This is a genomic window from Specibacter sp. RAF43, assembly GCF_052114065.1.
Lineage (GTDB): Bacteria > Actinomycetota > Actinomycetes > Actinomycetales > Micrococcaceae > Specibacter.
Genome location: NZ_JBFREA010000022.1, coordinates 30645 through 52320, shown reverse-complemented (window position 1 = coordinate 52320; position 21676 = coordinate 30645). Strand labels below are relative to the sequence as shown.

Here is a 21676-nt window from a genome sequence, read left to right as displayed (position 1 = left end):
TTTTTAGAGGGTGCTGATCTCAGACCGCGACATACGTGCCGAAATTCACGCCAAGCGCATTGTCTTGGACCCTTACGACCCCGCCATGGTGCAACCGTCCAGCGTCGACGTGCGCATCGACAGGTTCTTCCGTCTGTTCGACAACCACCGCTACGCGCACATTGACCCGGCCGAGGAACAGCCGGAGCTGACCCGCATGGTGGAGGTTGACCCGGACGAGCCGTTCATCCTGCACCCGGGCGAGTTCGCGCTCAGCTCCACCTATGAGACAGTCACCTTGCCCGACGACGTGGCCGCCCGGCTGGAAGGCAAGTCGTCGCTGGGCCGGCTGGGTCTGCTCACCCACTCCACGGCCGGCTTCATCGACCCCGGCTTTTCGGGCCACATCACCTTGGAACTTTCCAACGTGGCCACCCTGCCCATCAAGTTGTGGCCCGGGATGAAGATCGGCCAGCTGTGCTTCTTCCAGCTGTCCTCCCCGGCCGAGCACGCCTACGGCTCCGGGGACTACGGCAGCCGCTACCAGGGGCAGCGCGGCCCCACGGCGTCGCGGTCCTTCCAGAACTTCCACCGCACCAGGATCTAGCGTCCGGCGCCCGTCGCGGGGCGGCCCCTCACGGACGGGTGGCGGCGCCGTGGGCGGGGGCCTTGACCGGGAGCAGGAGCAGCAACCCGGCCAGGAGCACGACCAGGATGCCGATGATGCCCCAACGCTGGGCGCCGAAAATCACGATGGACATGCCAAAGAGCTGCGGCGCCAGAAATGACACCGCACGGCCGGTGGTGGCATAGAGGCCGAAGATTTCACCCTCCGCGCCCTCGGGCGCCAGCCGGCCCATGAACGTGCGGGCGGAGGACTGCGCGGGCCCGACAAAGAGGCACAGGATCAGCCCGAAGATCCAAAACGCGCCCTTCCCGCCCAGGAACAGCAAGGTCCCCCCGGATAGCAGCAGCCCGATCAGGGAAACCACTATGACGGCCTTGGGCCCAAATTTGTCATCGAAGAACCCGGCCGACAGGGCGCCCACGGCGGCAACCACATTGCCGGCGATGGCGAAGATGAGCACGTCCCCGGTCTTGAAACCAAACGAACCCACCGCCAGGACGGCGCCAAAGGTGAAGATCGCGGCCAGTCCGTCGCGAAAAATGGCGGAGGAGGCCAGGAAGTACAGGGTGTGCGGAGCGGTCTTGCCGAGGCGGCGGATGGTGCGGTACAGCTCCACGTAGGACTGCACGAAGCCCACGCGCGGCATGGTGGGATCGGGCTTGGATTCGGGGATGGCGAGCATGACCGGGATGGAGAAGAGCAGAATCCACAGCGCGGAGAAGACGGCCACGGCCCGGTACGTCATGCCGTCGGCGCCGGTGATGCCAAATATCCCCACCTCCGGCTTGATCAGCCCAAAGTAGACGATGAGCAGGGCCACGATGCCGCCCAGGTACCCGGCCGCCCAGCCAAAGCCGCTGATCTTGCCGATGGTGGCCTTCGTGGAGATTTGCAAGAGCATGGCGTTGTAATTGACGCCGGCAATCTCAAAGAAGACGTGGCCGGCGGCGATCAGCAGGGCCCCGAACAAGAGGAACGACTCGTGCGGCTGGACGAAAAAGCAGGCACCGGTCAGGGCCGCCACGATGACCGTGTTGATGCCCAGCCACCTTTTTCGCCGGCCGCTGTGGTCCGTGCGCTGCCCGGCGACGGGGGCCAGCAGGGCGATGGCCAGGCCGGAGATGGACATGGCGAAGGCCAGCACGGTGGTGGCGTGCGCGGCGCCGCCGAAGTCTTCCCCCGTCAGGTACAGGGCGGTGAAAATGAACGTGGTCATGACGGCGTTGAAGGCGGCGCCGCCCCAGTCCCAGGCGGACCAGGCCACGATCTGCCAGGTGGTGCCGGGCGTTCGGGCGCTGGTTGCGTGCGGGAACGCGGCCGGGGGGTACTCAGTCATAGGGCACATGCTAGCCGCCCGCCCGGCCGGCGGGGAGGATTCGCGCAGGCATTAAGGCGCCCGTTACTGTGACGGTCCTTACAAGATGACCGTTTCCGAGTTTTGGCCGCCGGGTTTCGGCCCACCGCTTGATAGGGTATTAGGGTCGGGAACCGACCCTGCCCTGCGCTTCAGACGTCCAGCCCGAACCCTGCGGAGCCCACAGTGTTGATTGTCCTTGGTGTACATTTCATCGTGGCTATTCTCGCGCCCGCATTGTTTTCCCGCTGGGGGCGCGCCGCGTTTTACGTGCTGGCCGCCGTCCCCGCGGGCAGCTTCATCTGGCTGCTGACCCAATACCCCGGCGCGTATGCCCCCGGCGCCGCCACTCTCACCATTCCCTGGATCCCCGTCCTGGATCTGGAACTGGCGTTCCGGATGGACCCGCTGGCGTGGCTCATGTCCTTGCTGGTGCTCGGCATCGGGGCATTGGTGCTGGCCTACTGCGCCCGCTATTTCAAGACGGACGACGCCGGCCTGGCCGGCTTTGGTGCCCAGCTGCTGGCCTTCGCCGGGGCCATGTTTGGCCTGGTCACGGCGGACAACCTGATTCTCCTGTATGTGTTCTGGGAACTGACCACCGTCCTGTCCTATCTGTTGATCGGCTACGCCCGCACCCGCATCGCGGCCCGGCGCGCAGCCTTGCAGGCGCTCATCGTCACCACCTTTGGCGGGCTGGCCATGCTGGTGGGCCTGATCATGGTGGGCGAGAGCGCCGGGACCTACAGCATTTCCGGGGTGCTGGCCAGGGCGCCGGCCCTCGTGGCCGCAACCGGGATGCCGGGCACCATCTTGGACATCGGCATTGCGCTGCTGCTCGTGGGCGCCGTGACAAAGTCGGCGCTGCTGCCGTTCCACTTCTGGCTGCCCGGCGCCATGGCCGCGCCCACCCCCGTCAGCGCCTACCTGCACGCCGCCGCCATGGTGAAGGCCGGCATCTACCTGGTGGCCCGCCTGGCCCCCGGATTCTCCCAAACACCGTATTGGCAGCTCATCATCACGATCCTGGGCCTGGCCACCATGATGGTCGGCGGCTGGCGGGCGCTGCGCCAGCACGATTTGAAGCTGATCCTGGCCTACGGCACGGTGAGCCAGCTGGGGTTCCTGATGGTCGTCGTCGGCCTGGGCAGCCAGGAGGCGGCCATGGCGGGCATGGCCCTGATGCTGGCGCATGGGTTGTTCAAGGCGTCGCTGTTTCTGGTGGTCGGCATCATCGACCATCAAAGCGGCACCCGCGACATCCGTGAACTGTCCGGCGTTTTCCGCTCCGCGCCCAGGTTGGGGGTCGTGGCGTTGATCGGTGCGGCATCCATGGCCGGGCTGCCGGTGCTGGCCGGTTTTGTGGCCAAGGAATCGGTGTTCGCCGCGTTCGCGGCCAACCTCCGGTACGGCCCGGCGGGTCAGCCGGCGGGTGCGGCGGTGCTGTCGATCATGGTGCTGGGGTCCATCCTCACCGTGGCCTACAGCGCCCGGTTCATGTGGGGCGGCTTCGCCCGGAAGGCAACCGGCCCCGGCACCGCCTTCAAGCCGGTGAGCTGGCTGTTCCTGGGCGCCCCCGCGCTGTTGAGCGCCCTGACGCTCGCGTACGGGCTGTACCCGTCCCTGGTGGAATCCTGGATCCGGCCCTACAGCTCCCAGTTCCGCGCACATGGCCCGGACGGCATACATCTGCAGCTGTGGCACGGCTTTACGCTCCCGCTGGCCCTGAGCGCCGTCGCGGTGGCCGGCGGGCTGGCCCTCTTCCTGGCCCGGGACCGGATCGAGGTCCTGCAAGGCCGGCTGCCGGCAAGGGTGGACCTGGCACGCTGGTACCGGCAGTCGATCGTGCTGCTGGACCTGGTGGCCATCTGGGTCACCGGGCGCACCCAGCGCGGTTCGCTGTTCTTTTATCTCGCCGTCATCCTGGCCACGGCCATCGGCTCCATTGGCGCCGTCCTGGCCCTGACCGGGCGGCACTGGACCCACAAACTGTACTTCCTGGATGCCGGGTCCCCGTTCCAGGTGGTGGCGGCGGTGGGCATCGCGATTGGCGCCGTGGCCGCCGCGCGGGCCACGAAGCGCTTCATGGCCGTGCTGATGGTCTCCGTCACCGGCTATGGCGTGGCCCTGATCTTTGCCCTGCAGGGCGCGCCGGATTTGGCGCTCACCCAGATGCTGGTGGAAACCATCATCCTGGTGGCATTCGTGCTGGCCATGCGGTCGCTGCCGGCGGGGCTGCGGGAGCGCACCACCGGCGGCCGCAAGCTGGTGCGGATGCTGCTGGGCGCGGCGTTTGGCGCCGTCATGGTGGTGGTGGGCATCGTGGCCATGGGCTCGCGCATCGACTCGCCCGTCAGCCTGGGCCTGCCCAGACTCGCCTATGAGGAGGGCGGCGGGCTCAATGTGGTCAATGTGACGCTGGTGGACATCCGGGCCTGGGACACCTTTGGCGAGATCTCCGTCCTCGCCATCGCCGCCACCGGGGTGGCCAGCCTGATTTTCGTTCGGGGCCGCGGGAACAAGCTGCCCCGGGCCGAGACCGTTGCGACGGGCAGCGTCGGGCGGACGGCCGCGGAGAAGACGCCCAACGTCGCCACGGCGCTCGCCGAACGCTTTGCCACCTCCGCCGGCAACGCCTGGCTGGTGGCCGGGCGGACCCTGGCCCCGGAGCGGCGCTCGATCATCATCGAGGTGGTGACCCGGTTGGTGTTCCACAGCATCATCGTGCTCTCCATCTACCTGTTGCTGGCCGGACACAACGGCACCGGCGGCGGGTTTGCCGGCGGGCTGGTGGCCGGGCTGGCCCTGGCGCTTCGGTACCTCGCCGGGGGCCGCTTCGAGCTGGCGGAGGCCACGCGGATCTCGGCCGGGACCCTGCTGGGCCTTGGCCTGGCCGCCGCCGCACTGACCGGGATCGTGCCGTTGTTCCTGGGCGGGGACGTTTTCCAAAGCGCCATTCTGTCCTTTGAGCTGCCCGTCCTGGGCCACGTCAAATTCGTCACGTCCACCCTCTTTGACATCGGCGTGTACCTGGTGGTGGTGGGCCTGGTCATCGACGTCCTGCGCAGCCTGGGGTCGGAAATCGACCAGCACGAGGAAGACGGCATCGGCGCCGTCACGCTCATCGAGGACGACGAGCCGCTGGAGGTGGGGCGATGAGCATCAACCTGACGCTGCTGCTGGTCATGGGGGTGCTGTACGCCATCGGCATCTACCTGCTGCTTGAGCGCAGCCTGACCCGCGTGCTGCTGGGCCTGATGCTGCTGGCCAATGCCACGAACATCCTCCTGCTCACCACGGGCGGGTACGCCGGCCTGGCACCCATCTTCGCCCAGGACATTGGCGCCGCGGCATACAACGATCCGCTGCCGCAGGCCTTCATCCTGACCTCCATCGTCATTTCCTTCGCCGTCACGGCCTTCATGCTCAGCCTGATCTACCGCTCCTGGCTGCTCAGCCGGGCCGACGAAATCCAGGACGACCGGGAGGACCGCCGCGTGGCCCAGCAGGATCTCTTCGATGCCGAGGAGGATTCGGCGATTGCCGTGGAGGTCTCCGACTTCCACGAAAACCAACACACCGCGGCCAACCTCGAAATGATTCCGCGGGTCATCTTGAAAAGGGAGGGGCCGCCCTCGAAGGGCGCCACCGCCCAGCCGCCCCGGAAGGACACACCATGACGATCGCCGCCCTGGCGCCGCTCGCCGTTGCCGTTCCGTTCCTGGGCGCGGCACTGGCCTTTGTGCTCATCCGGCGCCCCGGTGCCCAGCGCCGGGTCAGCATGGGCGCCCTGACGCTGACGCTGGCCCTGGAGGTGCTGGTGCTGGCCTCCGTCTGGCATTCGGGGCCGGTCGCCATCAACCTCGGCGGCTGGTTGCCGCCATTTGGGATCGTGATGGTGGCGGACCAGTTCTCCTCCCTGCTGCTGGTGATCTCCTCCGCCGTCAGCCTGGCCGTGCTGGTCTTCGCCGCCGGGCAGGGTGCGGCCGACGGCGAGGAACGCGGCCCGGTGTCCGTTTTCCACCCGACCTACCTGATCCTGGTGGCGGGGGTGTCCAACGCCTTCCTGGCCGGGGACCTGTTTAACCTCTATGTGGGGTTCGAGATCCTGCTGACCGCCAGCTACGTCCTGATGACCCTGGGCGGGACGGGCTCGCGGATCCGTGCCGGCGTCACCTATGTGGTGGTCAGTGTGGTGTCCTCGCTGCTGTTCTTGATCGCCATCGCCATGATTTACGGGGCCACTGGCACCGTGAACCTGGCCGATTTGGCCGTGAAGCTGGGCAGCCTGGAATCCGGCACCCAACACCTGCTGCACATCATGCTGCTGGTTGCCTTTGGCATCAAGGCCGCCGTGTTCCCGCTGTCGTTCTGGCTGCCGGACTCCTATCCCACGGCGCCGGCGCCGGTCACCGCCGTCTTTGCCGGCCTGCTCACCAAGGTGGGCGTATATGCCATCATCCGCACGGAGACCCTGCTCTTTCCCACCGACCACTTCAACGCGGTCCTGCTCGTGGCCGCGTTGCTGACCATGATCATCGGCATCCTCGGCGCCGTGGCCCAGACGGACATCAAGCGCATGCTCTCCTTCACCCTGGTCAGCCACATCGGCTACATGGTCTTCGGGGTGGCCCTGTCCTCGGCGCTCGGCCTGGCGGCGGCCGTGTTTTACGTCATCCACCACATCACGGTCCAGACCAGCCTGTTCATGGTGGCGGGCCTGGTGGAGCGCCGCGGCGGCAGCTCCTCCATCGCGCGCCTGGGCGGCCTGGCCAAGCTGTCCCCGGTGTTGGCCGTGCTGTACTTTGTGCCGGCCATGAACCTCTCCGGCATCCCGCCGTTCTCCGGATTCCTGGGCAAGCTGGGGCTGTTGCAGGCCGGCGTGGCGCAGGGAACTGGGCTGGCGTACGTGCTGGTAGTGGGCGCGGTGGTGGCCAGCCTGCTGACCCTGCTGGTGATGGCGCGCGTGTGGAACCGCGTGTTCTGGCGCAGCACGGCCGACGCCGAGGATCCCGAACCCGTGCTGCTGGCCACCGCGCCGGATGCCTCCGGCGGGCGCAGCATGCGGGCGCTGCGCACCAGCAAGTATGTCGACGCCACGCAGGGGCGCTATGCCGGGAACAACGAGATCCCCATCCTGCCGCCGCTGATGGTGTACTCCACCATGGCCCTGGTGGCCCTGGGTGTGGCCATGTCCGTCTTTGCCGGGCCCTTGTTTGACCTGAGCCGGGACGCGGCGGACAGCATGCTGGCCCGCACCCCCTACATCGAGGCCGTCCTGGGCAGTGGGGCGGGTGCCCGGTGAGCGCTAAGGCACGGGCGGGGGACCGGAGGAAGCGGTGGGAAAAACTGCCGCTGCTCATCTGGCTGGTGGTGGTGTGGGGGGCCCTGTGGCGGGACTTCAGCCCGGGAAACCTGCTCTTTGGCGCGTTGATCGCAGTGGGCGTCTCGCGCATGTTCTACCTGCCGCCGGTGGAACTGAGCGGGCGGTTCAACGTGCTGCGCGCGGCCACCTTCGCGGCGTGGTTCCTGAAGGAAGTGGTGGTGGCCAGCATCCAGGTCTTTTACCTGGGCGCGGTGCGCGGGCCGGCCATCCGCAACGCGGTCATCGCGGTGCCGCTGCGCAGCACATCGGACCTCATCATGACCGCCACCGGCCATGTGCTCTCCCTGATCCCCGGCTCGCTGGTGGTCGAGGTGGACCGGGGCACATCCACCCTGTACGTTCACGCCCTGAACGTGGCCACGCCCGAAAGCGTGGAAAAGGTGCGCGCGGACATCCGCGGCATCGAGGCCGGCCTGATCCGTGTCATGGGCAGCCGCGACGAGCTCGCGGCCCTGCACCGCGAAGACAACAACTCACCCCGGGAGGCACCGTGAGCGGCATGGAAGTAGTAGTGGTGATTGTCGCCGTCGTGCTGTCCCTCGCCGCGGCCGGCACCATCTACCGCATTGCGGCCGGGCCGTCGCTGTTGGACCGGGTGATCGCCGCGGACGTGCTGCTGGCCATCTTTGGGGCGGCGCTGGCCACGGAAATGGCGCTTAACCACCACACGGACAACCTGGCGCTGGTGGTCGTGCTGAGCGTAATCGGATTCATTGGCTCCGTCACGGTGGCCAGGTTCGTGGCGCACCGGAAGGAGGAAGCATGAGCGCGGATGCGGTGATCGACGCCCTGACCGCGGCCGCCCTGCTCGGCGGGGCGCTTATGAGCCTGGGCGCGGCCATTGGCCTGCTACGGTTTCCGGACCTGATGAGCCGCATGCACGCGGCCACCAAACCGCAGGTGCTGGGCCTGTTCTTGATGTTGGCGGCCGTCGGGCTGTCGTTGCGGGCGTGGTCGTTGGTGCCGGTGCTGGTCGTGGCCTGGTTGTTCCAGCTGCTGACCGTCCCGGTATCCGCGCACATGGTGGGCCGGGCCGGGTACCGCACCAAGCATCGCCGGCCGGAGCTGCTCAGCGCGGACGAACTCGACGACGTCGTGGCCGCCGTCGTGGAGGACGCCACGGACCCGCCCCCCTCGGGAACTGACCCGCAATAAACGTCGAAAAAACCACTTTTCGCGGCGATTTTCGACGTTTGGTGCGGGCCAGATTTTGCGCTAGACCTCTTCGGGGTGTTGGCGGAAACGGTCGATGGCCCTTTGCGTGGAGCGCCCGGCCACGACCTGGATGACGGCGGCCACCGCGGAGGACACCAGGGCGAAGGCCAGGGCCGAGCGCAGGCTGTTCTCCAGGTCCGCCCCGTCCTTGGGCGGCTTGTTCCCGGTGCTCTTCTCCCAGGCGGCGTCCACGATCTTGCTTGCCGCAAAGCCCGCCCCCAGGCTCACCATCGTGCCAAGCAACTTAAACACAATATTCACGAACAACACTCCTTGAGGTGTGGCGGGCTGTGGGCAACGTAGTGCCAGCCTAGCGGCTCGGCGCCCCGCCTCCGGATCCCGGAACAATTTTCTCGACAAACGCCCCCGATGGGTGGAGCATGAAAAGTGCGCATCGACGCCGGTCCGTCCGGTTTGGGCCGCCCGCCAATGCGCCATGGATTGGAATCACCGTCCTCCGGCATGCCGTGGGACGGGGCGCGCGGACCTCAAGCTCAGAAGGGTCCGTGCACCACAAACCAATCTGGCCTGATGCGTCCCGTCCCTGTCAGCGAGTTCCGGGATGCCGCCAGAAGTGGCAAGGGCGGCCCCTTGGGGGAAGGCCCGTCTCGTCGCGGCACTCCGACCGGATCGCCGCACCGTTCGAGAAGGGAACGTCTGATGAGACGTATTCGTCTAACTCATCAATCGCTGCACAAACCGTCGTTGATCATGGCCGCCCTCCTGGCGTTGGCCATGCCGCTGGCCCTTTCGGGTCCGGCGAGCGCCAACAGCCAGGCGGCCACGACGCAAGGGCAGCACGCCCACAGCCAGGCGCCGCAAACCTGGTCGGTTCGGGTGGGGCAGGAAACCCCGGACCAGGCCATCCAGGGCATGGCCTTTCTTCCCGCCAACGTCTATGTCGATGCCGGTGACACGGTGGCCTGGACCGCGAGGTCGGCGGAAATCCACACCGTAACCTTCCTGGCTGCCGGCCAGTCGCTTGAGTCGACGCAGCCATTCAACCCGGGGGATCCGACCCAACTCTTCAAGCAGGGCGGGGACAGCTACGACGGGCATTCGTACTACAACTCCGGCGTCATGACGAACGTGACCAACAGCGGCTTTCCTGCGGTCACCAGCTACCACCTGAGGTTTCCGACGGCGGGCACCTTCACGTACTACTGCCTGGTCCACGGCGCGATGATGAAGGGCACCGTTCATGTGGCCAGGGCGGGGACGCCGTACCCGTTCACCCAACGGCAGTACAACCAACTGGCCACGGTGCAGACGCTTGCGATCCTGTGGGACGGACTCAAGCTCTGGCATGCGACCGCCAGGCTTGCCGACTCGCACCACGTGTACACCGGTGCTGACGACGGCACGGCGATGGTCATGCGGTTCATCCAGCCCACGGTGAGGATCCACGTCGGGGAGACCGTCACGTTCATCAACAATGGCATGGCCGCCCCGCATACCGTAACCTTCGGCGCGGAACCGGCGAACTTCTTCGTACCCGTGGGCGACCCGACCACCTTTGCCGGTGGTGACCTGAACTCGGGGCTGATGCTTCCCGGATCCACCTTCACGGTCACCTTCACGAAGGCGGGCACGTTCAGCTACCTTTGCGCCTTCCATGACTACATGGGCATGGTGGGCACGGTGGTGGTGAGGAACTAGGCCGATTCCAATCGGGGTCTGATCGGTATTTCACGTTGGCCCGGCTCTACGGTCCCTGAACACAGGAAACCGTGTGGACGGGTCCGATGAGACGGCGTGCGCCCCGGTGTGAGCTTGACCGTCATGGCTTCGTCCCTTCCGCGTCGCGGCCATCGCTCCCCGGTCGAGCTGCCACCTGTGCGCACGTTCTCATTCAAGCGCTCGGGGCTACTCGTTCCGCCGACGAGCGGGGGTCCGGAGCTGCCGCAATGCGCACATCCAGCAACTCCAGGATGCGGGCGGTCGAACGGGCTGAATAGCCCAGCAAGTCATCCTCGCCGAGGGCAAAGCCATACAGGAGGGACGCTCCGATGGTTTGCATGAGCAATTCCATGTCATCGCTCGGCAGCGCTTGGCCGGTCATCCGTTCCAGTCCGATGTTCAGGGCCCCGGCCAGCAGCGGCTGGTGGTTGCGGATGATCTCTTGCAGCTCGGGGTCGTGGCCGGCCTCCAGGATGGGATTGAGCCTGGCAGTGACCACATTGGAGCCTAGCTGGGGGGCAAAATAGATGGCCATCAGCCGCAGGGCAACCGACGTCAGGCTCTCCTGACCGCCCTGGCAATCCCGGGCAACCTTCAGGGCGCTTTCAGATCGCAGGTCCTCGGCTCCTGCAACCGCGGCCCGAAACAGTTCCTTCTTGGATGGAAAGTAGTAGTTTCCGGATCCCGCCGCCAGTCCGGCAGCCTCGGCGGCGCGACGATGCGTGACGGCGGATGGGCCTTCGTCAATCAGTAATCGTGCGGCGGCCGCCGCCATCAGCTCCCGCTTCGCCTGACTCCGAAGTTGCTTAATTTCCCTCATCCTCCTAACCCGGGTCCAGCAGGAATAAATCCACCGCTCCCGTCGCTGCATCAAAAGTCATACAACAGTATGGCTTTATGGATGGACCATGGCGGCCCACGCAAAGGGAAAGCGATTGCATCATGAGCATGACAACGGAAGCTCTTAAAATCGACTGGGCGACTATGCCCACCTACAACACCATCATGTCACTGGCCGCCGGGGCGGGCCTGTTGGCCGTGGTCATTTTTGGCCGTGACCTCTTTCGGTTGCGCCGCAACAATGATGCAACGCTCAGTACAGACGGCTGGTCTTTGGCTTTTGGCGTGCTTGGCCTGATCCTCACCACCACCGGCCTGCACATGACCCTGACCTGGCCGCTGGCGGCAGGCGGCTTCCCCTTCGACAACATTATCTTCGGCGAAACCAGCCTGGGCTTCGGCGTACTGCTGCTCGGGGCGGCCGTTTACCTGTGGCGTCGCGGCGAGGCTCTCACCTCTGCCCCCGACCCGATTGCCTCGGCAGCACATACGGTCCGCCCATTGTCCCTCTTCATTGGCGGACTCGGCCTGAGCCTGTTCGCCATCGCGGCTGCCGGAATTACCTACCAGCTTTTTGCAGCCCCGGCCGAGGAGCCAATTTCCGGAGCCTTCGCCGCCTATCCCATCATTGAGGCAACCTTCATGTCCGGGCTCTTCGCCGTCGTCGGAGTCGGCGCAGTGCTGTTCCCCTTTGCCATTGCCAAGCTCCGCACCGCCGGCGCAGCGGCGTCCGGGTTGGTCAAGACCATCGGCATCGCCTGGTCTCTGACCGGGCTGGCATTCCTGCTCTTCGGCGCCATGAACTACTTCACGCACATCGGCCTGATTATCCACACCATGTAGGGAGTCTGGCCGGCCGGTGGGACTGCTGCTATGCCCGGCGACGGGCGCGTCCTATGAGCAGCAGGGCCAGGCCCAGCCCCAGAATTCCGCTCCCGGCCCACAGCAGGATTGTCAGGGTCCGGGCGCCCGTGTTGGCCAAGGCCCCGTCTTCGGTGGCGGTGAATGTCGCAGCCGGGCTGGTCGTCGTCGGCGTCGATCCCACTTCAGGCGTGTGACCGGAGGCCGGGCTGCCGCCGGTCACGGAGGCAATGTTTGACACGGTGGTGCCTGGGGCGGCGGTGACCTTCGCGGTGATGGTCGCCTGGATCCAGGCACCGGATGCCACCGAGCTCGTGTGGAGGCAGGTGACGGTTCCGGCACTGTTGGTGCATTGGCTGCCGTCTCCGATGGCGGAGATGAATTCGAGTCCGGCCGGCAGGACGTCCGTGATCGTTATCGGCGCGGACGTCGGGTGGGGCCCGTCATTCTTGGCCGTGAGGACGTATCGGGCGGTGTTCTCGGAGTAGTCATCCAGGGTCTTGTTCAGTGACCAGACCACGAGCGGGTTGACAGTCGCCGTGTCCGTGGACATTGCCGGCGACGAACCGGGGCCCTCGGCCTTCGCGGTGGTTTCCACCGAGGGGAACGCCGCGGAAAGAACCTTGACCCTCAGGGTGATGGGCGCGGCAGCCCCAATGGCCAGCGCACCGTCGCGGACGCACTTCACGTTCTGGCCGATGGCCTTGCAGTCCCAGTCCGTGCCTTCCGCCATGACGTAGGTCAGCCCCGCCGGCAGCACATTCGTGACGGTGACCGGCCCAGGCGAGGCCGTCGGGCCGAGGTTGCCCAGGGCCAGCGAGTAAGTCGCGTGGGAGCCGGCCTGGAAGTCACCCGTGTGGCTCTTCACGATGGACAGTTGGGCCGATGGATCCACCAGGAGCTTGTCACTGGACTCATGGGAGCCGGGAAGTTCCGGATCCAGTGAGGACACTGCCGCAACATTCGTCACCGAGGGGTACGCTGCCGCCAGGACCTTGGCGGTCACCGCGATGACGGGGGCCGAGGCGTTGGGGGCGAGCGGATCCGTCAGATCACATACGGCCTTGTTCGCGCCGGTGGCGCAGACCCAGCCATCACCGGCGGCAGAGTCGAGCGTGAGCCCCCCAGGCATGGGGTCTTCCACCTGCACTTTCGTTGCTGTTGTCGGGCTGTCGTTGCGGACGGCCAGCTGGAACGCCACGGTGCTTCCGACGACGCCCGTGCCGGTGTGCGTCTTGGTGATGTTCAGGTCCAGGACCCGGTTCACGTCAACACTGGCCGTGGTGGTGTTGTTGTCCGCGTCCGGATCCGGTGTGGGGCTTGTCACCGAGGCCGCGTTGCTTGCCGTGGCCTCCGTGGCCGTGGAATCCACCTGCCCTGTGATGTGCAGGGGGCTGGCCGAGGCGCCGGTGAGGAGCCCTGCGTAGGTGCACGTCACGGTTTGCTGGCCGGTTGCGGGATCGGCGGGAACAGGGCCAGGCGAACATTCCCATCCATCGCCCTTGAATGAGGTGAAGGTTTGATGGCTGGGCAGGGTGTCTGTGACCGTCACGGGCTTCGCGGCGTCACTCGGACCGTTGTTCTTCACGTTCAGGGTCCAGGTGAAGCCGGCGCCGGCGATGACCGTCGGCGCTTCCCCCGACTTGGTGATGGCCAGGTCCGCGCTACCCACCACGGGAACATCTGCGGTTGCCGGGCGGGCCGGCAGCGTTGATGGTGAGGAGGTAGTGATCGTAGAAGAATTCGTCAGCGTTGCCATGCCAGTGGGTGCGCTCAACGGCGTGCCCGGGTCGACCTTGGCCACCAGGGTGATGGGCGGAGCCGCCCCGCCGCTCGCCGCGGACAGGTAAGGGCGTTGACAGGTGACGACGACCATGGCGGCCGTACAGCTCCACCCGTCGCCGTCGGCAGATACGTAGCTCAGATATTGCGGCAGGGTATCGCTGACCACCACGTTGCGGGCATCGCTGGGGCCGTTGTTTGTGGCCTGTAGGGTAAACGTTGCGTTGGTTCCGGCCGCGACGGGCGCTGCCGTCACCAGGGTCTTGCCCAGGTCCATGGCGGACTGCTCGGTGACCTGGGTGGGGTCGCTGGCGGCATTGTCGCCGATGTTGGGATCGCTGACTCCCGGACCGCCTGTCACGTTCGCGGAGTTGGTGAGCGTGGTCGGTCCCGCATCCGCTGCCACCAGGGCGGTGATATTCAGTGCTGTGGCGTCGGCTCCTGCGGGAATGATCGCCGGATTCGTGCAGGTGACGTGCCGGCCGTCAGCGGCGCAGCTCCACCCCCCGCCCGCGGCGCCCGTGAACGTCATGCCTAGCGGGAGCAGGTCGGTGACCGTGGTGGGCGCCGCCGAGTTCGAGGGCCCGGCGTTGTGAACGGCCAGCTTGTATGTCAGGGAGGCCCCGGCGTTGACGCTGCCCGGATGGGTTTTGGTGAGTGAGAGGTCGGCGACGCCGGTGACGGTCCCGGGCGCGGTGGACGTGTTCGGCGTCGGTCCGTTGTCGGGGGTGCTTGTCGTGACGGTGGCGGTGTTTCCCACCGGTGCGGCCAGTGCCTGGGCCACCTTGACCGTGAGCACCAGGGTGCTCACGGTGGCCGGAGACGTTGCCGGGAAAGCCCCGGCTGCCACATAGTCACAGGTCACGCTCTGGCCAGTGGCGGCGCAGCTCCAGTCTGCGCCCGTGAAGGAGTCATAGCTCAGATCCGGGTTCAGGGTGTCGACCACTTTTACGCTTCGCGCGTTTGACGGACCATGGTTGGCCACCTGGATGGTGTAGCTGGCCGTGGATCCGGCAACGAGGGGCCCATCGAGGGCCTTGGAGATGCCCAGGTCCGCGAGCTGTGTGGGCTCGGTTGAGACGGTGTCCGTGTTCGGGTGGGTCGCATCCGCCGGTTCGGCGGTGATCGGGGTCACGGTGGCCTCGTTCACCACGGGTTCGGTCTGCGAGGGTGGGATTGTCACGGTCACCTGGAGCTGGGCCGCGGCCGAACCCGGGGCCAGGTCCTGGGCGTAGGTGCACTTCGCCGCGCCACCGGCCGGGTCGGTGCAGCTCCAGTTGGTACCGGCCGCGGACACGAAGGTGGTGCCGGCCGGCAGCACGTCTTCGACCGAGAAACCGGACTTGGATACGGACGGGCCGTAGTTGGTTACGTCAATGGCGTAGCTGGCGTCCCTGCCGGCCACCAGTGGCGAGGTCAGTGTCTTCTGCAAGCCGAGATCGGCCCGGGCCACCACGGTTATCGAGGCCGTGGCGGTGTTGTTCCCGGTGTTCGGGTCGTAGCTGTGGGTCGAGACTGTTGCGGTGTTCTCGTACGCCGTCTGGTCGGGGACACCCGCGCTGACGGAGTAGTTCAGGGTGATGTCCGGGAAGGCGGCGCCGTTGGCCAGGGTGTCGGCGGCGTTGGTGCGCGTACACGATACCGGTGAGGTGGTGCAGCTCCACCCGGCGCCGCCGGCTCCGGTGATGGTGATGCCCGCAGGCAACGGGCTCGGGTCCGTGACGGTGAAGGGGCCGGTTGCGGTGTCCGGGCCATTGCTTGTCGCAGTCAGGATCCAGCTGCCGCCGCTGCCGGCGACGGGTGCAACGCCGACCTTCTTGGCAATGGCCACGTCCGCGGCGGCGATGTGCGCTGTGGCACTGACCTGCGGGCCGGAGTAGGAACCGGCCTGGTTTCCGGTCGCGCCGGTGGCGTCTTCACCTGCCGGGGTGGCGGTGTTGGTGTGATCAACGTGCATCCCCACCCCGGGTGTGGTGGGGACGTTGTTGCCGGGTGTGGCTGAGTAGTTGATTGTCAGGGCCGCCCCGGCGGGGAGGGTTCCCAGCGCGTTCCATTGCAGGGTCTGCACGCCGTTTGCCGTGTTCACGGTCGGTTCGACGCCGGTTGCCGGGCCGCCGTTGACCGAGACCTGGGCGCTTCCGGCGGTGTAGGTCCAGCTGGCCGGCAGCACGTCCGAGGCTCCGGCGTTGAGTGCCGTGCCTGCTTGTGGATCATTGGTGACGGCCACCTTCCAGGCCAGGGTCTCACCGATATAGGCGATGCTGCCGGCGGGGGTGGTCTTGGTGGCGGTGAGCTTGGGAAACAGCGGCGTTACCGCGGCTGCCGCCGAGGGTCCGGTGTACTTGCGCCCACCGGTGGGCAGTGATTCGTAGCCGGTGACCGTTGCGGTGCTCGTCAAGGGTGCGGCGGAGAGCCCGCCGGAGGGCCCCAACTTCGCCGAGTACGTGAAGCCCGCGGCTCCGACGACGCCGCCCGGCGCTACCGGCCCGGCCACCGTCCAGGTGATCTTGCCGCCACCGGTCACGGGATCGTTCCCGGTGAGGGTGCCGCCGCCGGTGATGGTGGCGGCATCCACAACGATGTTTGCCGGCACAACGTCCTGGACGACCACGGAGTAGGCGGCCGAAGCGGTGGGTGCGTTGGTGGCGGTCACCGTGTACGTGAACGTCTCGCCCGGTTGCCGTTTCGCCCCGTTGACGGCCTTCGCGATGCCGACCTTGGGCTCCACGATTTTCAGCGGCGCCGCCGCGTTGGCTCCCGCCTGGTCGAAGGTGTACCCGGAGGAGCCGGGCGCGGGTTTGCTCGTCACGTCCCAGGCCGGGTGTGCGGCGTTGGACAGGGTTGCGCCGGCCACGGCCGCGCCGACATCGGCGACCTTGGCGGTGTACTGCAGCGACACGGTGCGGACCTGGCTCAAGGAGGGTGCATCCCCGAGCGCGAACACCAGCGTCGAACCGCTTGCCGGCAGCTGCGTGGCCGAGGTCAGCCCACACGGTGTGGTGTCATTGTTGGTGCAGGTCACCGAGCCGGGCAGGAGTTGCACGCTCGCCACGTCAAGGCCGGCCGGAACGGTGTCCACGATCGAGGCGTTGAAGAAGTTGACGTTGGCCGGCAACTTTGTCGAGACCGTGTAGGTGACGGACTGGCCGATGGTCGCTTCTCCCGGGTCCACCGTCTTGGTCGAGGTGGCCCCGGCGACCTTGACCGCACTGTTCGCGGTCTTGGTGTAGTCCCGGCCCAGGGCGTTGCCCGGGTCGGCGGGGGCCGTGCGCGGCCCGGCCAGGCTATTGCCCGCGATCGCGGCCACGTTGGTGTAAACCACCGAACCGGTGGCCGTCGTATCCACGGTGGCGGTGTACGTCAACGTCTCGGTCTGCCCACCCGCCAGATCGCCCACATTCCAGGACAGCTGGGTCGTGCCGGTGGGGCAGCTCCGATTGTCTCCGCCGGGGCCCGCCCCCGGCCCGGCCGCAAGCGTGGTGCCCTGGCTGGCTGTTCCGTAGCCTGCGAAGCTCAACCCTGCCGGGATGCAGTCAACCACCCAGGCGTCGTGCAACACAGGCCGTGCCGGTGCGTTCGATGCCGTCAAGGTGTACGTGACGGTGGTGCCTGCGGCAACGGTCTTCGACGCCGCAGGGTTGTTGTTGCTCTTCGCCAGCGCCGGCGCCGGTTCGGCAATGTTGCCCGCGGCGGGCGCTGATGCGTTCGAGGGTTTAAACCCGGTGCGGGGATCACCGGCCGAGCTGAGGGTGGCGGTGTTCGTCAGCTTCGCCCCGTGCAGGACGGCACCCTTGGCCTTGTCCGCGTGGGCCTTAATGATGATGCGAATGATCTGCGGCGTCGTTGTGGTGTTGTCGTACACGTCCCCCAAGGCGACGGTCGCCACCGGTCCTGCGCTGAAGCTCATGCCCGAGGGCAGGGGACCGTAGCTGGGCGAGGCACCCGAACCGTCCAGGGCGAAATCGGCTGTGGCGCTGTCCTGGATGAGACCGCTCGGCATCGGGTCCGCAAAGGTGCCCTTGAAAACGGTGGCCCCTGCCGGGAGTTTCGCCGTCACCGTGAAGGTGACCGACTCACCAGGGACCAGCTGGGTGGATGGGCCAGGACCGCTTTCGGCGCCGGTGTTGCCCGCTTCGCCGATCTCGGATGTCACGCCCTTGGCCACAATGGGGCTCGGCAGGTAGATGTCCGACGCATCGGTCACCGGGTTGGGGCCCTGCAAGGCAGGGTCCACCGTGGTGTCGATGTTGCTGCCCGGGTAGCTCGTCGTGCCTGCGTCATCCTTGTTGGTGCTGGCCACGTAGGAGCGCACCGCGGAGGTGTTGTTCAGTTGCTCGCCAATACCGGTGCCGGCAGGAACCGTCGCCGTGTAGCCGTACGTGTGGGTTTCACCCGGGGCCAGGGTGACCGCGCCACTCCAGCGGATGGCGCTGCGCTTATCCCGGCCGGTGAAGGTTGGCTGGTTGGCATCCCCCGGGTCCGTGCACTTTCCACCGTCGGTGGGTCCGGACACGTCCGCGCATGTCAGCGGCAGGGGCAGCACGTCCCATACGTCTAGGTTCGACAGGCTCTGCGGGACGGTGTTGTTTGTCCCGGAGGTGTTCTTCACAGCCACGTGGAAGAGGACCTGGGCGCCTTCCTTGACCGCCACGTGGTCACCGCCGCCGGGGTGGGCCGTGCCATTGACGGAGGCCACACCCTTGCTGATGTTCGCAGCTGCCGGGTCCACCTGGACACCGGCGTTGGCCCGCAGGGACCGTGCCGTCCCGGCACTGTTGGTCACACGGAGTTTGGCCAGGTTGTCGGCTTTGTCCGGGGTTGGCCCGGCGGCGGCGCCCCTGACCGTGGCGCTGAAGACGACCTGGAAGGTCGCATTCGCCGGCACAGCGCGGGAGCCATCGTTTTGCAGGGCTCCAAGGTTCCAGTCCAGCACACCGTTGGCGGTGCCCGGCTCCATCGAGTTGCTCGGGCCCAGGTCCGGGCCGGCAATGTTGTTCGCGGGACCGGCGGCCGCGGAGCCGGCGTCGTAGTCCAGGTTGCCCGGCAGGAAGTCACTCAGGGTCGGGTTTTTGGTGTCCGTCTGATCCGAGAAGGCCACGGTCAAGCGGAAACAGACCTTGTCACCGGCGACAAACGTCAGCTCCGGTTGAAGAGGGGTCGTCGATACCACGTAGTTGCCCTGCGTGGAGCAGTCCATGGGCGTGGCGCGCTTGGCGACCTCCGTGGTGAGACTCTCTGCCTTGCTGCCCAAGGTGACGGCCGTCGGGTCGGTAATCGGCTTCGTTCCGCTGTCGACAGTGTTGGACCCAACCGCTGCCGAGGTTCCCGTCTGCACTGCCGTGTTGGTGAAGCTGTCACCGGCCGCCGTCGGCGTGCCGGCCAAGGCGCCGCCGGTGTAGGTGTTGCGCAGGCGCACCGGGTAGGTGATCGTGGAAACGCCGTTGGCGTCAACCTGCGGGACCGCCTCAAACACGACGGTGAAGGTGCCGTCCGGGTTTTGAGTCACGGACCGGTACGGGGTGGAGGGGGTCTGGCCGGAAACAGGTGCACAGTCCGCCGGCGCTCCGGTGGTGTAGTTCGTCGGTCCCAGGGGGCAGATGCCGTTGGGAATGGTGTCCGTGATCGTGATTGCGGAGTTGTCGGTGTACTCGCCGGACTCAAGGGTAAGGGTGAACGCGGCCTGGGCCCCGGCGACAAACTGGCCGGTGCTGCTGCTCTTGAGCAATCGCAGGTCGTGCACCGTGACGGTGTAGTCATTCCTCGCAACCACCTCGGAGGTTGCGCCCCCGGTCACGGGGCCCGTGTAGGTTCCTGCGGCCTCGACGTGGTTCCTGGCATCCTTGCCGCCGCCGTCCTGGCGTGTCAGCGGGCCGGTGTTGTTGTCCAGATTGGCCGTCTGCAGCCCGTCCGCGGGGGCAGGCGGGCTGGTGAACATCACGTTTTCGCGCAGCGGCACCGCCGCGGCGTATTGGATGTTGATGGTCTGGTGTGCGGGCAGGGTGCCCAGGGACCAGACGACCTTTGTGTAGACGCCCGAGGCGTATCCGGCAGGGTTCTGCACGGTGGAGACCGAGGCCGGCACCGGGCACACGGGGGCCGGCGTCAGGGTGCTGGCCGGGTCGGGTACCGCCGGGGTAGTCGTTAGCAGCCCGGAGCCGGGGAATTCTTCCTTGCCTCCGGGGTTGGTGCCTGCGCTGGTGGTGTTGTCCACCAGGCCGCAGCCCAGAAATTCCAGGTTGGCCGGCACGTAGTTGGTCACCACCACGTTGTTGGTGGGGTGCTTGGAATTGTTTGTGAAAGGGATGGTGTACACGGTGGGGTGATCGTGCAGGCCGCGCAGAAGTTCGGCTTCGGGACTGGGTTCGGTCTTCTTGATGGCCAGCGCGGAAATGCCCGTGGCGGTGGTGTTGCTGATGGCCTGCTGCGTGAAGCCCGTGGTGGGTTTGCCCGCCGCATCGAACGTCGGCACCGTGCGGGGATCCGTGTTCGCGAATCCCTGGCCCGTGTTGGCGATGTTGTCACCCACGGGGTGGGCCGCAGCGTCCGGGGTGGCCATGAAGGTGAGGGAGTTCGTGTCGCCGATCTGCAGATCGAAGACGTCACGCCAGACCAGGGTGGTCTGGCCCACCGCCGGCTGGTTCGGATACACGCTAGGTTCCCCCGCCGACGCCGGGCCGGTGCTTCCCGCAACATAGGAGACCCCGGCCGGAAGCACATCCCGGAAGGAGACGTTGTATTCGGCCGTCGCGCCGGCCCCGGCCGGATTCGATGCCGTAAGCGTGTAGGAGATGGCGTCCCCGACCAGGACACTGCCAGGGGCACTCTTGTGTACCGTGATGCCCGGTGTGGCTGCGCCGGCGCTCGGCGCCGGAATCAAAAGCCCCATGGCTAGCAGGGCAAGAGTCGTCAAGAGCGCGAGGAATCTATGCACGGTGGTCCCTAGAAATTGGTCCCCCAAGGACCCGCCAATGAGTGCTTTTCAAATATAACCTTCGAGTGTAGCGCAAGAATCGGGAGACGAAAGTCACATTGCGAGTTATAATCAAAGGTTGTCTCGAAACGCATGCCGGTTCGTCGCGCTCCCGCCGTCGCCGCCGTGGGCATTGGGCGCCGGGGCGGGTCAGGGATAGACTGGAGCCGCAATTCAACACGACAGGGGAGCGTCAGTCCACCATGGACGCGGCGCTGAGAGTGCGGTTCACCGCAGACCCTCGAACCTGCTCCGGCTAGTACCGGCGAAGGGAGTCGAGTTCTCTTCGGTTGCGCGGAAAGACCGCCGCGGCCGCCCCTCCTGAAAAGGAGGACACACATGAGCACGTCAGGTGCGGGCCAACCCGCCAATCCCCTCGGCAATTCCCCGTCAAAAGCGCCGCAAAGCAGCTGGCGCGTCGTGGACATCGTGGTGGCCTCCGTGCTGTCCGTGGCCGTGGGCGTCATCTTCTGGTTGTGGTCCGCCGGCTACGGCGTTATCGCCGCCATCACGGCGGCCTTCCCGCCCGTCGGCGCCCTGTACGGCGGCGGATGGCTCATCGCCGGGGTGATCGGCGCCCTGGTGATCCGCAAACCCGGCGCCGCGCTGTACTGCGAGATCGTTGCCGCGGTGGTGGAAAGCCTGCTGGGCACCCACTTCGGCTTCACGGTGCTGCTCTCCGGCCTGGTCCAGGGACTGGGCGCCGAGGCGGCGTTTGCCTTGTTCCGCTACCGCAGGTTCACGCTGCCGGTGGCGCTCGTGGCCGGGGCGTTGTCCGGGGTGGCCCTCGGAGTCAATGACAGCCTGGTCTACAACGTGGCCTGGGCGCTGGAGTGGAAGCTGCTCTACGTCATCCTGGCCGCCGTGTCCGGTGCCGTGATCGCCGGGCTGCTGTCCTGGCTGGCGGTGCGCGGCCTGGCCCGGACGGGTGCGCTGGGCAACCTGCCGTCCCGGCGCGCGGCCACCGAACCGGTGCTGTGA

Annotated in this window: 14 protein-coding genes and 1 riboswitch; of the genes, 10 read left to right on the top strand and 4 right to left on the bottom strand. The window is 66.8% G+C overall.

Annotated elements, in window-relative coordinates:
* The first annotated feature begins 10 nt into the window (after positions 1-10).
* Positions 11-586 (top strand): dCTP deaminase, encoded by a 576-nt coding sequence (dcd, locus tag AB4Y80_RS12615; RefSeq protein ID WP_442214544.1) that lies wholly within the window; start codon positions 11-13, stop codon positions 584-586.
* Positions 587-614: 28 nt separating this feature from the next.
* Here the strand turns inward: dcd and AB4Y80_RS12610 are convergent, their stop codons facing one another.
* Positions 615-1943, bottom strand: a complete 1329-nt coding sequence (locus tag AB4Y80_RS12610) for an MFS transporter (protein ID WP_442214543.1) — start codon at positions 1941-1943, stop codon at positions 615-617.
* Between the two features lie 204 nt (positions 1944-2147).
* On the opposite strand from AB4Y80_RS12610, the gene AB4Y80_RS12605 reads away from it, so the two are divergent.
* Genes AB4Y80_RS12605 through mnhG form a run of 6 tightly spaced genes read left to right on the top strand, consistent with a single transcriptional unit; the run spans position 2148 to position 8502 of the window.
* Positions 2148-5120 carry a Na+/H+ antiporter subunit A gene (locus AB4Y80_RS12605; protein WP_442214542.1) on the top strand — a complete coding sequence of 991 codons (2973 nt, stop codon included), beginning with the start codon at positions 2148-2150 and terminating at the stop codon, positions 5118-5120.
* A complete protein-coding gene (locus tag AB4Y80_RS12600) occupies positions 5117-5641 on the top strand; it encodes a Na(+)/H(+) antiporter subunit C (protein WP_442214541.1) in 525 nt (174 codons plus the stop codon). Before AB4Y80_RS12605 ends, AB4Y80_RS12600 begins: the two co-directional genes overlap by 4 nt.
* A complete protein-coding gene (locus tag AB4Y80_RS12595) occupies positions 5638-7266 on the top strand; it encodes a Na+/H+ antiporter subunit D (protein ID WP_442214540.1) in 1629 nt (542 codons plus the stop codon). The genes AB4Y80_RS12600 and AB4Y80_RS12595 overlap by 4 nt, the downstream gene beginning before the upstream one ends.
* Entirely contained in the window at positions 7263-7841 is a 579-nt protein-coding gene (locus AB4Y80_RS12590) for a Na+/H+ antiporter subunit E (protein WP_442214538.1), read from the top strand. The genes AB4Y80_RS12595 and AB4Y80_RS12590 overlap by 4 nt, the downstream gene beginning before the upstream one ends.
* A gap of 5 nt (positions 7842-7846) precedes the next feature.
* A complete protein-coding gene (locus tag AB4Y80_RS12585; protein ID WP_442214561.1) occupies positions 7847-8113 on the top strand; it encodes a monovalent cation/H+ antiporter complex subunit F in 267 nt (88 codons plus the stop codon).
* Positions 8110-8502 (top strand): monovalent cation/H(+) antiporter subunit G, encoded by a 393-nt coding sequence (gene mnhG / locus AB4Y80_RS12580; RefSeq protein ID WP_442214537.1) that lies wholly within the window; start codon positions 8110-8112, stop codon positions 8500-8502. Before AB4Y80_RS12585 ends, mnhG begins: the two co-directional genes overlap by 4 nt.
* 60 nt (positions 8503-8562) lie before the next feature.
* Here mnhG and AB4Y80_RS12575 read toward each other — a convergent pair whose 3' ends face one another.
* Entirely contained in the window at positions 8563-8823 is a 261-nt protein-coding gene (locus tag AB4Y80_RS12575) for a DUF4235 domain-containing protein (RefSeq protein WP_442214536.1), read from the bottom strand.
* A 399-nt stretch (positions 8824-9222) separates the two neighbouring features.
* On the opposite strand from AB4Y80_RS12575, the gene AB4Y80_RS12570 reads away from it, so the two are divergent.
* Positions 9223-10221: a plastocyanin/azurin family copper-binding protein gene (locus AB4Y80_RS12570; protein ID WP_442214535.1), complete on the top strand. Its 999-nt coding sequence runs from the start codon at positions 9223-9225 to the stop codon at positions 10219-10221.
* Positions 10222-10414: 193 nt separating this feature from the next.
* Here AB4Y80_RS12570 and AB4Y80_RS12565 read toward each other — a convergent pair whose 3' ends face one another.
* Positions 10415-11062, bottom strand: a complete 648-nt coding sequence (locus AB4Y80_RS12565) for a TetR family transcriptional regulator (protein ID WP_442214533.1) — start codon at positions 11060-11062, stop codon at positions 10415-10417.
* 122 nt (positions 11063-11184) lie between these two features.
* On the opposite strand from AB4Y80_RS12565, the gene AB4Y80_RS12560 reads away from it, so the two are divergent.
* Positions 11185-11925, top strand: a complete 741-nt coding sequence (locus tag AB4Y80_RS12560; protein WP_442214532.1) for a DUF981 family protein — start codon at positions 11185-11187, stop codon at positions 11923-11925.
* Between the two features lie 28 nt (positions 11926-11953).
* Here AB4Y80_RS12560 and AB4Y80_RS12555 read toward each other — a convergent pair whose 3' ends face one another.
* Positions 11954-20656 (bottom strand): isopeptide-forming domain-containing fimbrial protein, encoded by an 8703-nt coding sequence (locus AB4Y80_RS12555; RefSeq protein WP_442214531.1) that lies wholly within the window; start codon positions 20654-20656, stop codon positions 11954-11956.
* Positions 20657-20869: 213 nt separating this feature from the next.
* Positions 20870-20986: riboswitch (TPP riboswitch) on the top strand.
* A gap of 48 nt (positions 20987-21034) precedes the next feature.
* Here AB4Y80_RS12555 and AB4Y80_RS12550 point away from each other — a divergent pair.
* The gene (locus AB4Y80_RS12550) at positions 21035-21676 is read left to right on the top strand and encodes an ECF transporter S component (protein ID WP_442214529.1); all 642 of its coding nucleotides are present in this window, start codon (positions 21035-21037) and stop codon (positions 21674-21676) included.

Excerpts from the sequence above, each read along its gene's own strand:
- mnhG (WP_442214537.1), top strand. The coding sequence starts at position 8,110 with ATGAGCGCGGATGCGGTGATCGACGCCCTGACCGCGGCCGCCCTGCTC.
- AB4Y80_RS12585 (WP_442214561.1), top strand. The coding sequence starts at position 7,847 with ATGGAAGTAGTAGTGGTGATTGTCGCCGTCGTGCTGTCCCTCGCCGCG.
- AB4Y80_RS12595 (WP_442214540.1), top strand. The coding sequence starts at position 5,638 with ATGACGATCGCCGCCCTGGCGCCGCTCGCCGTTGCCGTTCCGTTCCTG.
- AB4Y80_RS12560 (WP_442214532.1), top strand. The coding sequence starts at position 11,185 with ATGAGCATGACAACGGAAGCTCTTAAAATCGACTGGGCGACTATGCCC.
- AB4Y80_RS12610 (WP_442214543.1), bottom strand. The coding sequence starts at position 1,943 with ATGACTGAGTACCCCCCGGCCGCGTTCCCGCACGCAACCAGCGCCCGA.
- AB4Y80_RS12570 (WP_442214535.1), top strand. The coding sequence starts at position 9,223 with ATGAGACGTATTCGTCTAACTCATCAATCGCTGCACAAACCGTCGTTG.
- AB4Y80_RS12550 (WP_442214529.1), top strand. The coding sequence starts at position 21,035 with ATGAGCACGTCAGGTGCGGGCCAACCCGCCAATCCCCTCGGCAATTCC.
- AB4Y80_RS12565 (WP_442214533.1), bottom strand. The coding sequence starts at position 11,062 with ATGAGGGAAATTAAGCAACTTCGGAGTCAGGCGAAGCGGGAGCTGATG.
- AB4Y80_RS12600 (WP_442214541.1), top strand. The coding sequence starts at position 5,117 with ATGAGCATCAACCTGACGCTGCTGCTGGTCATGGGGGTGCTGTACGCC.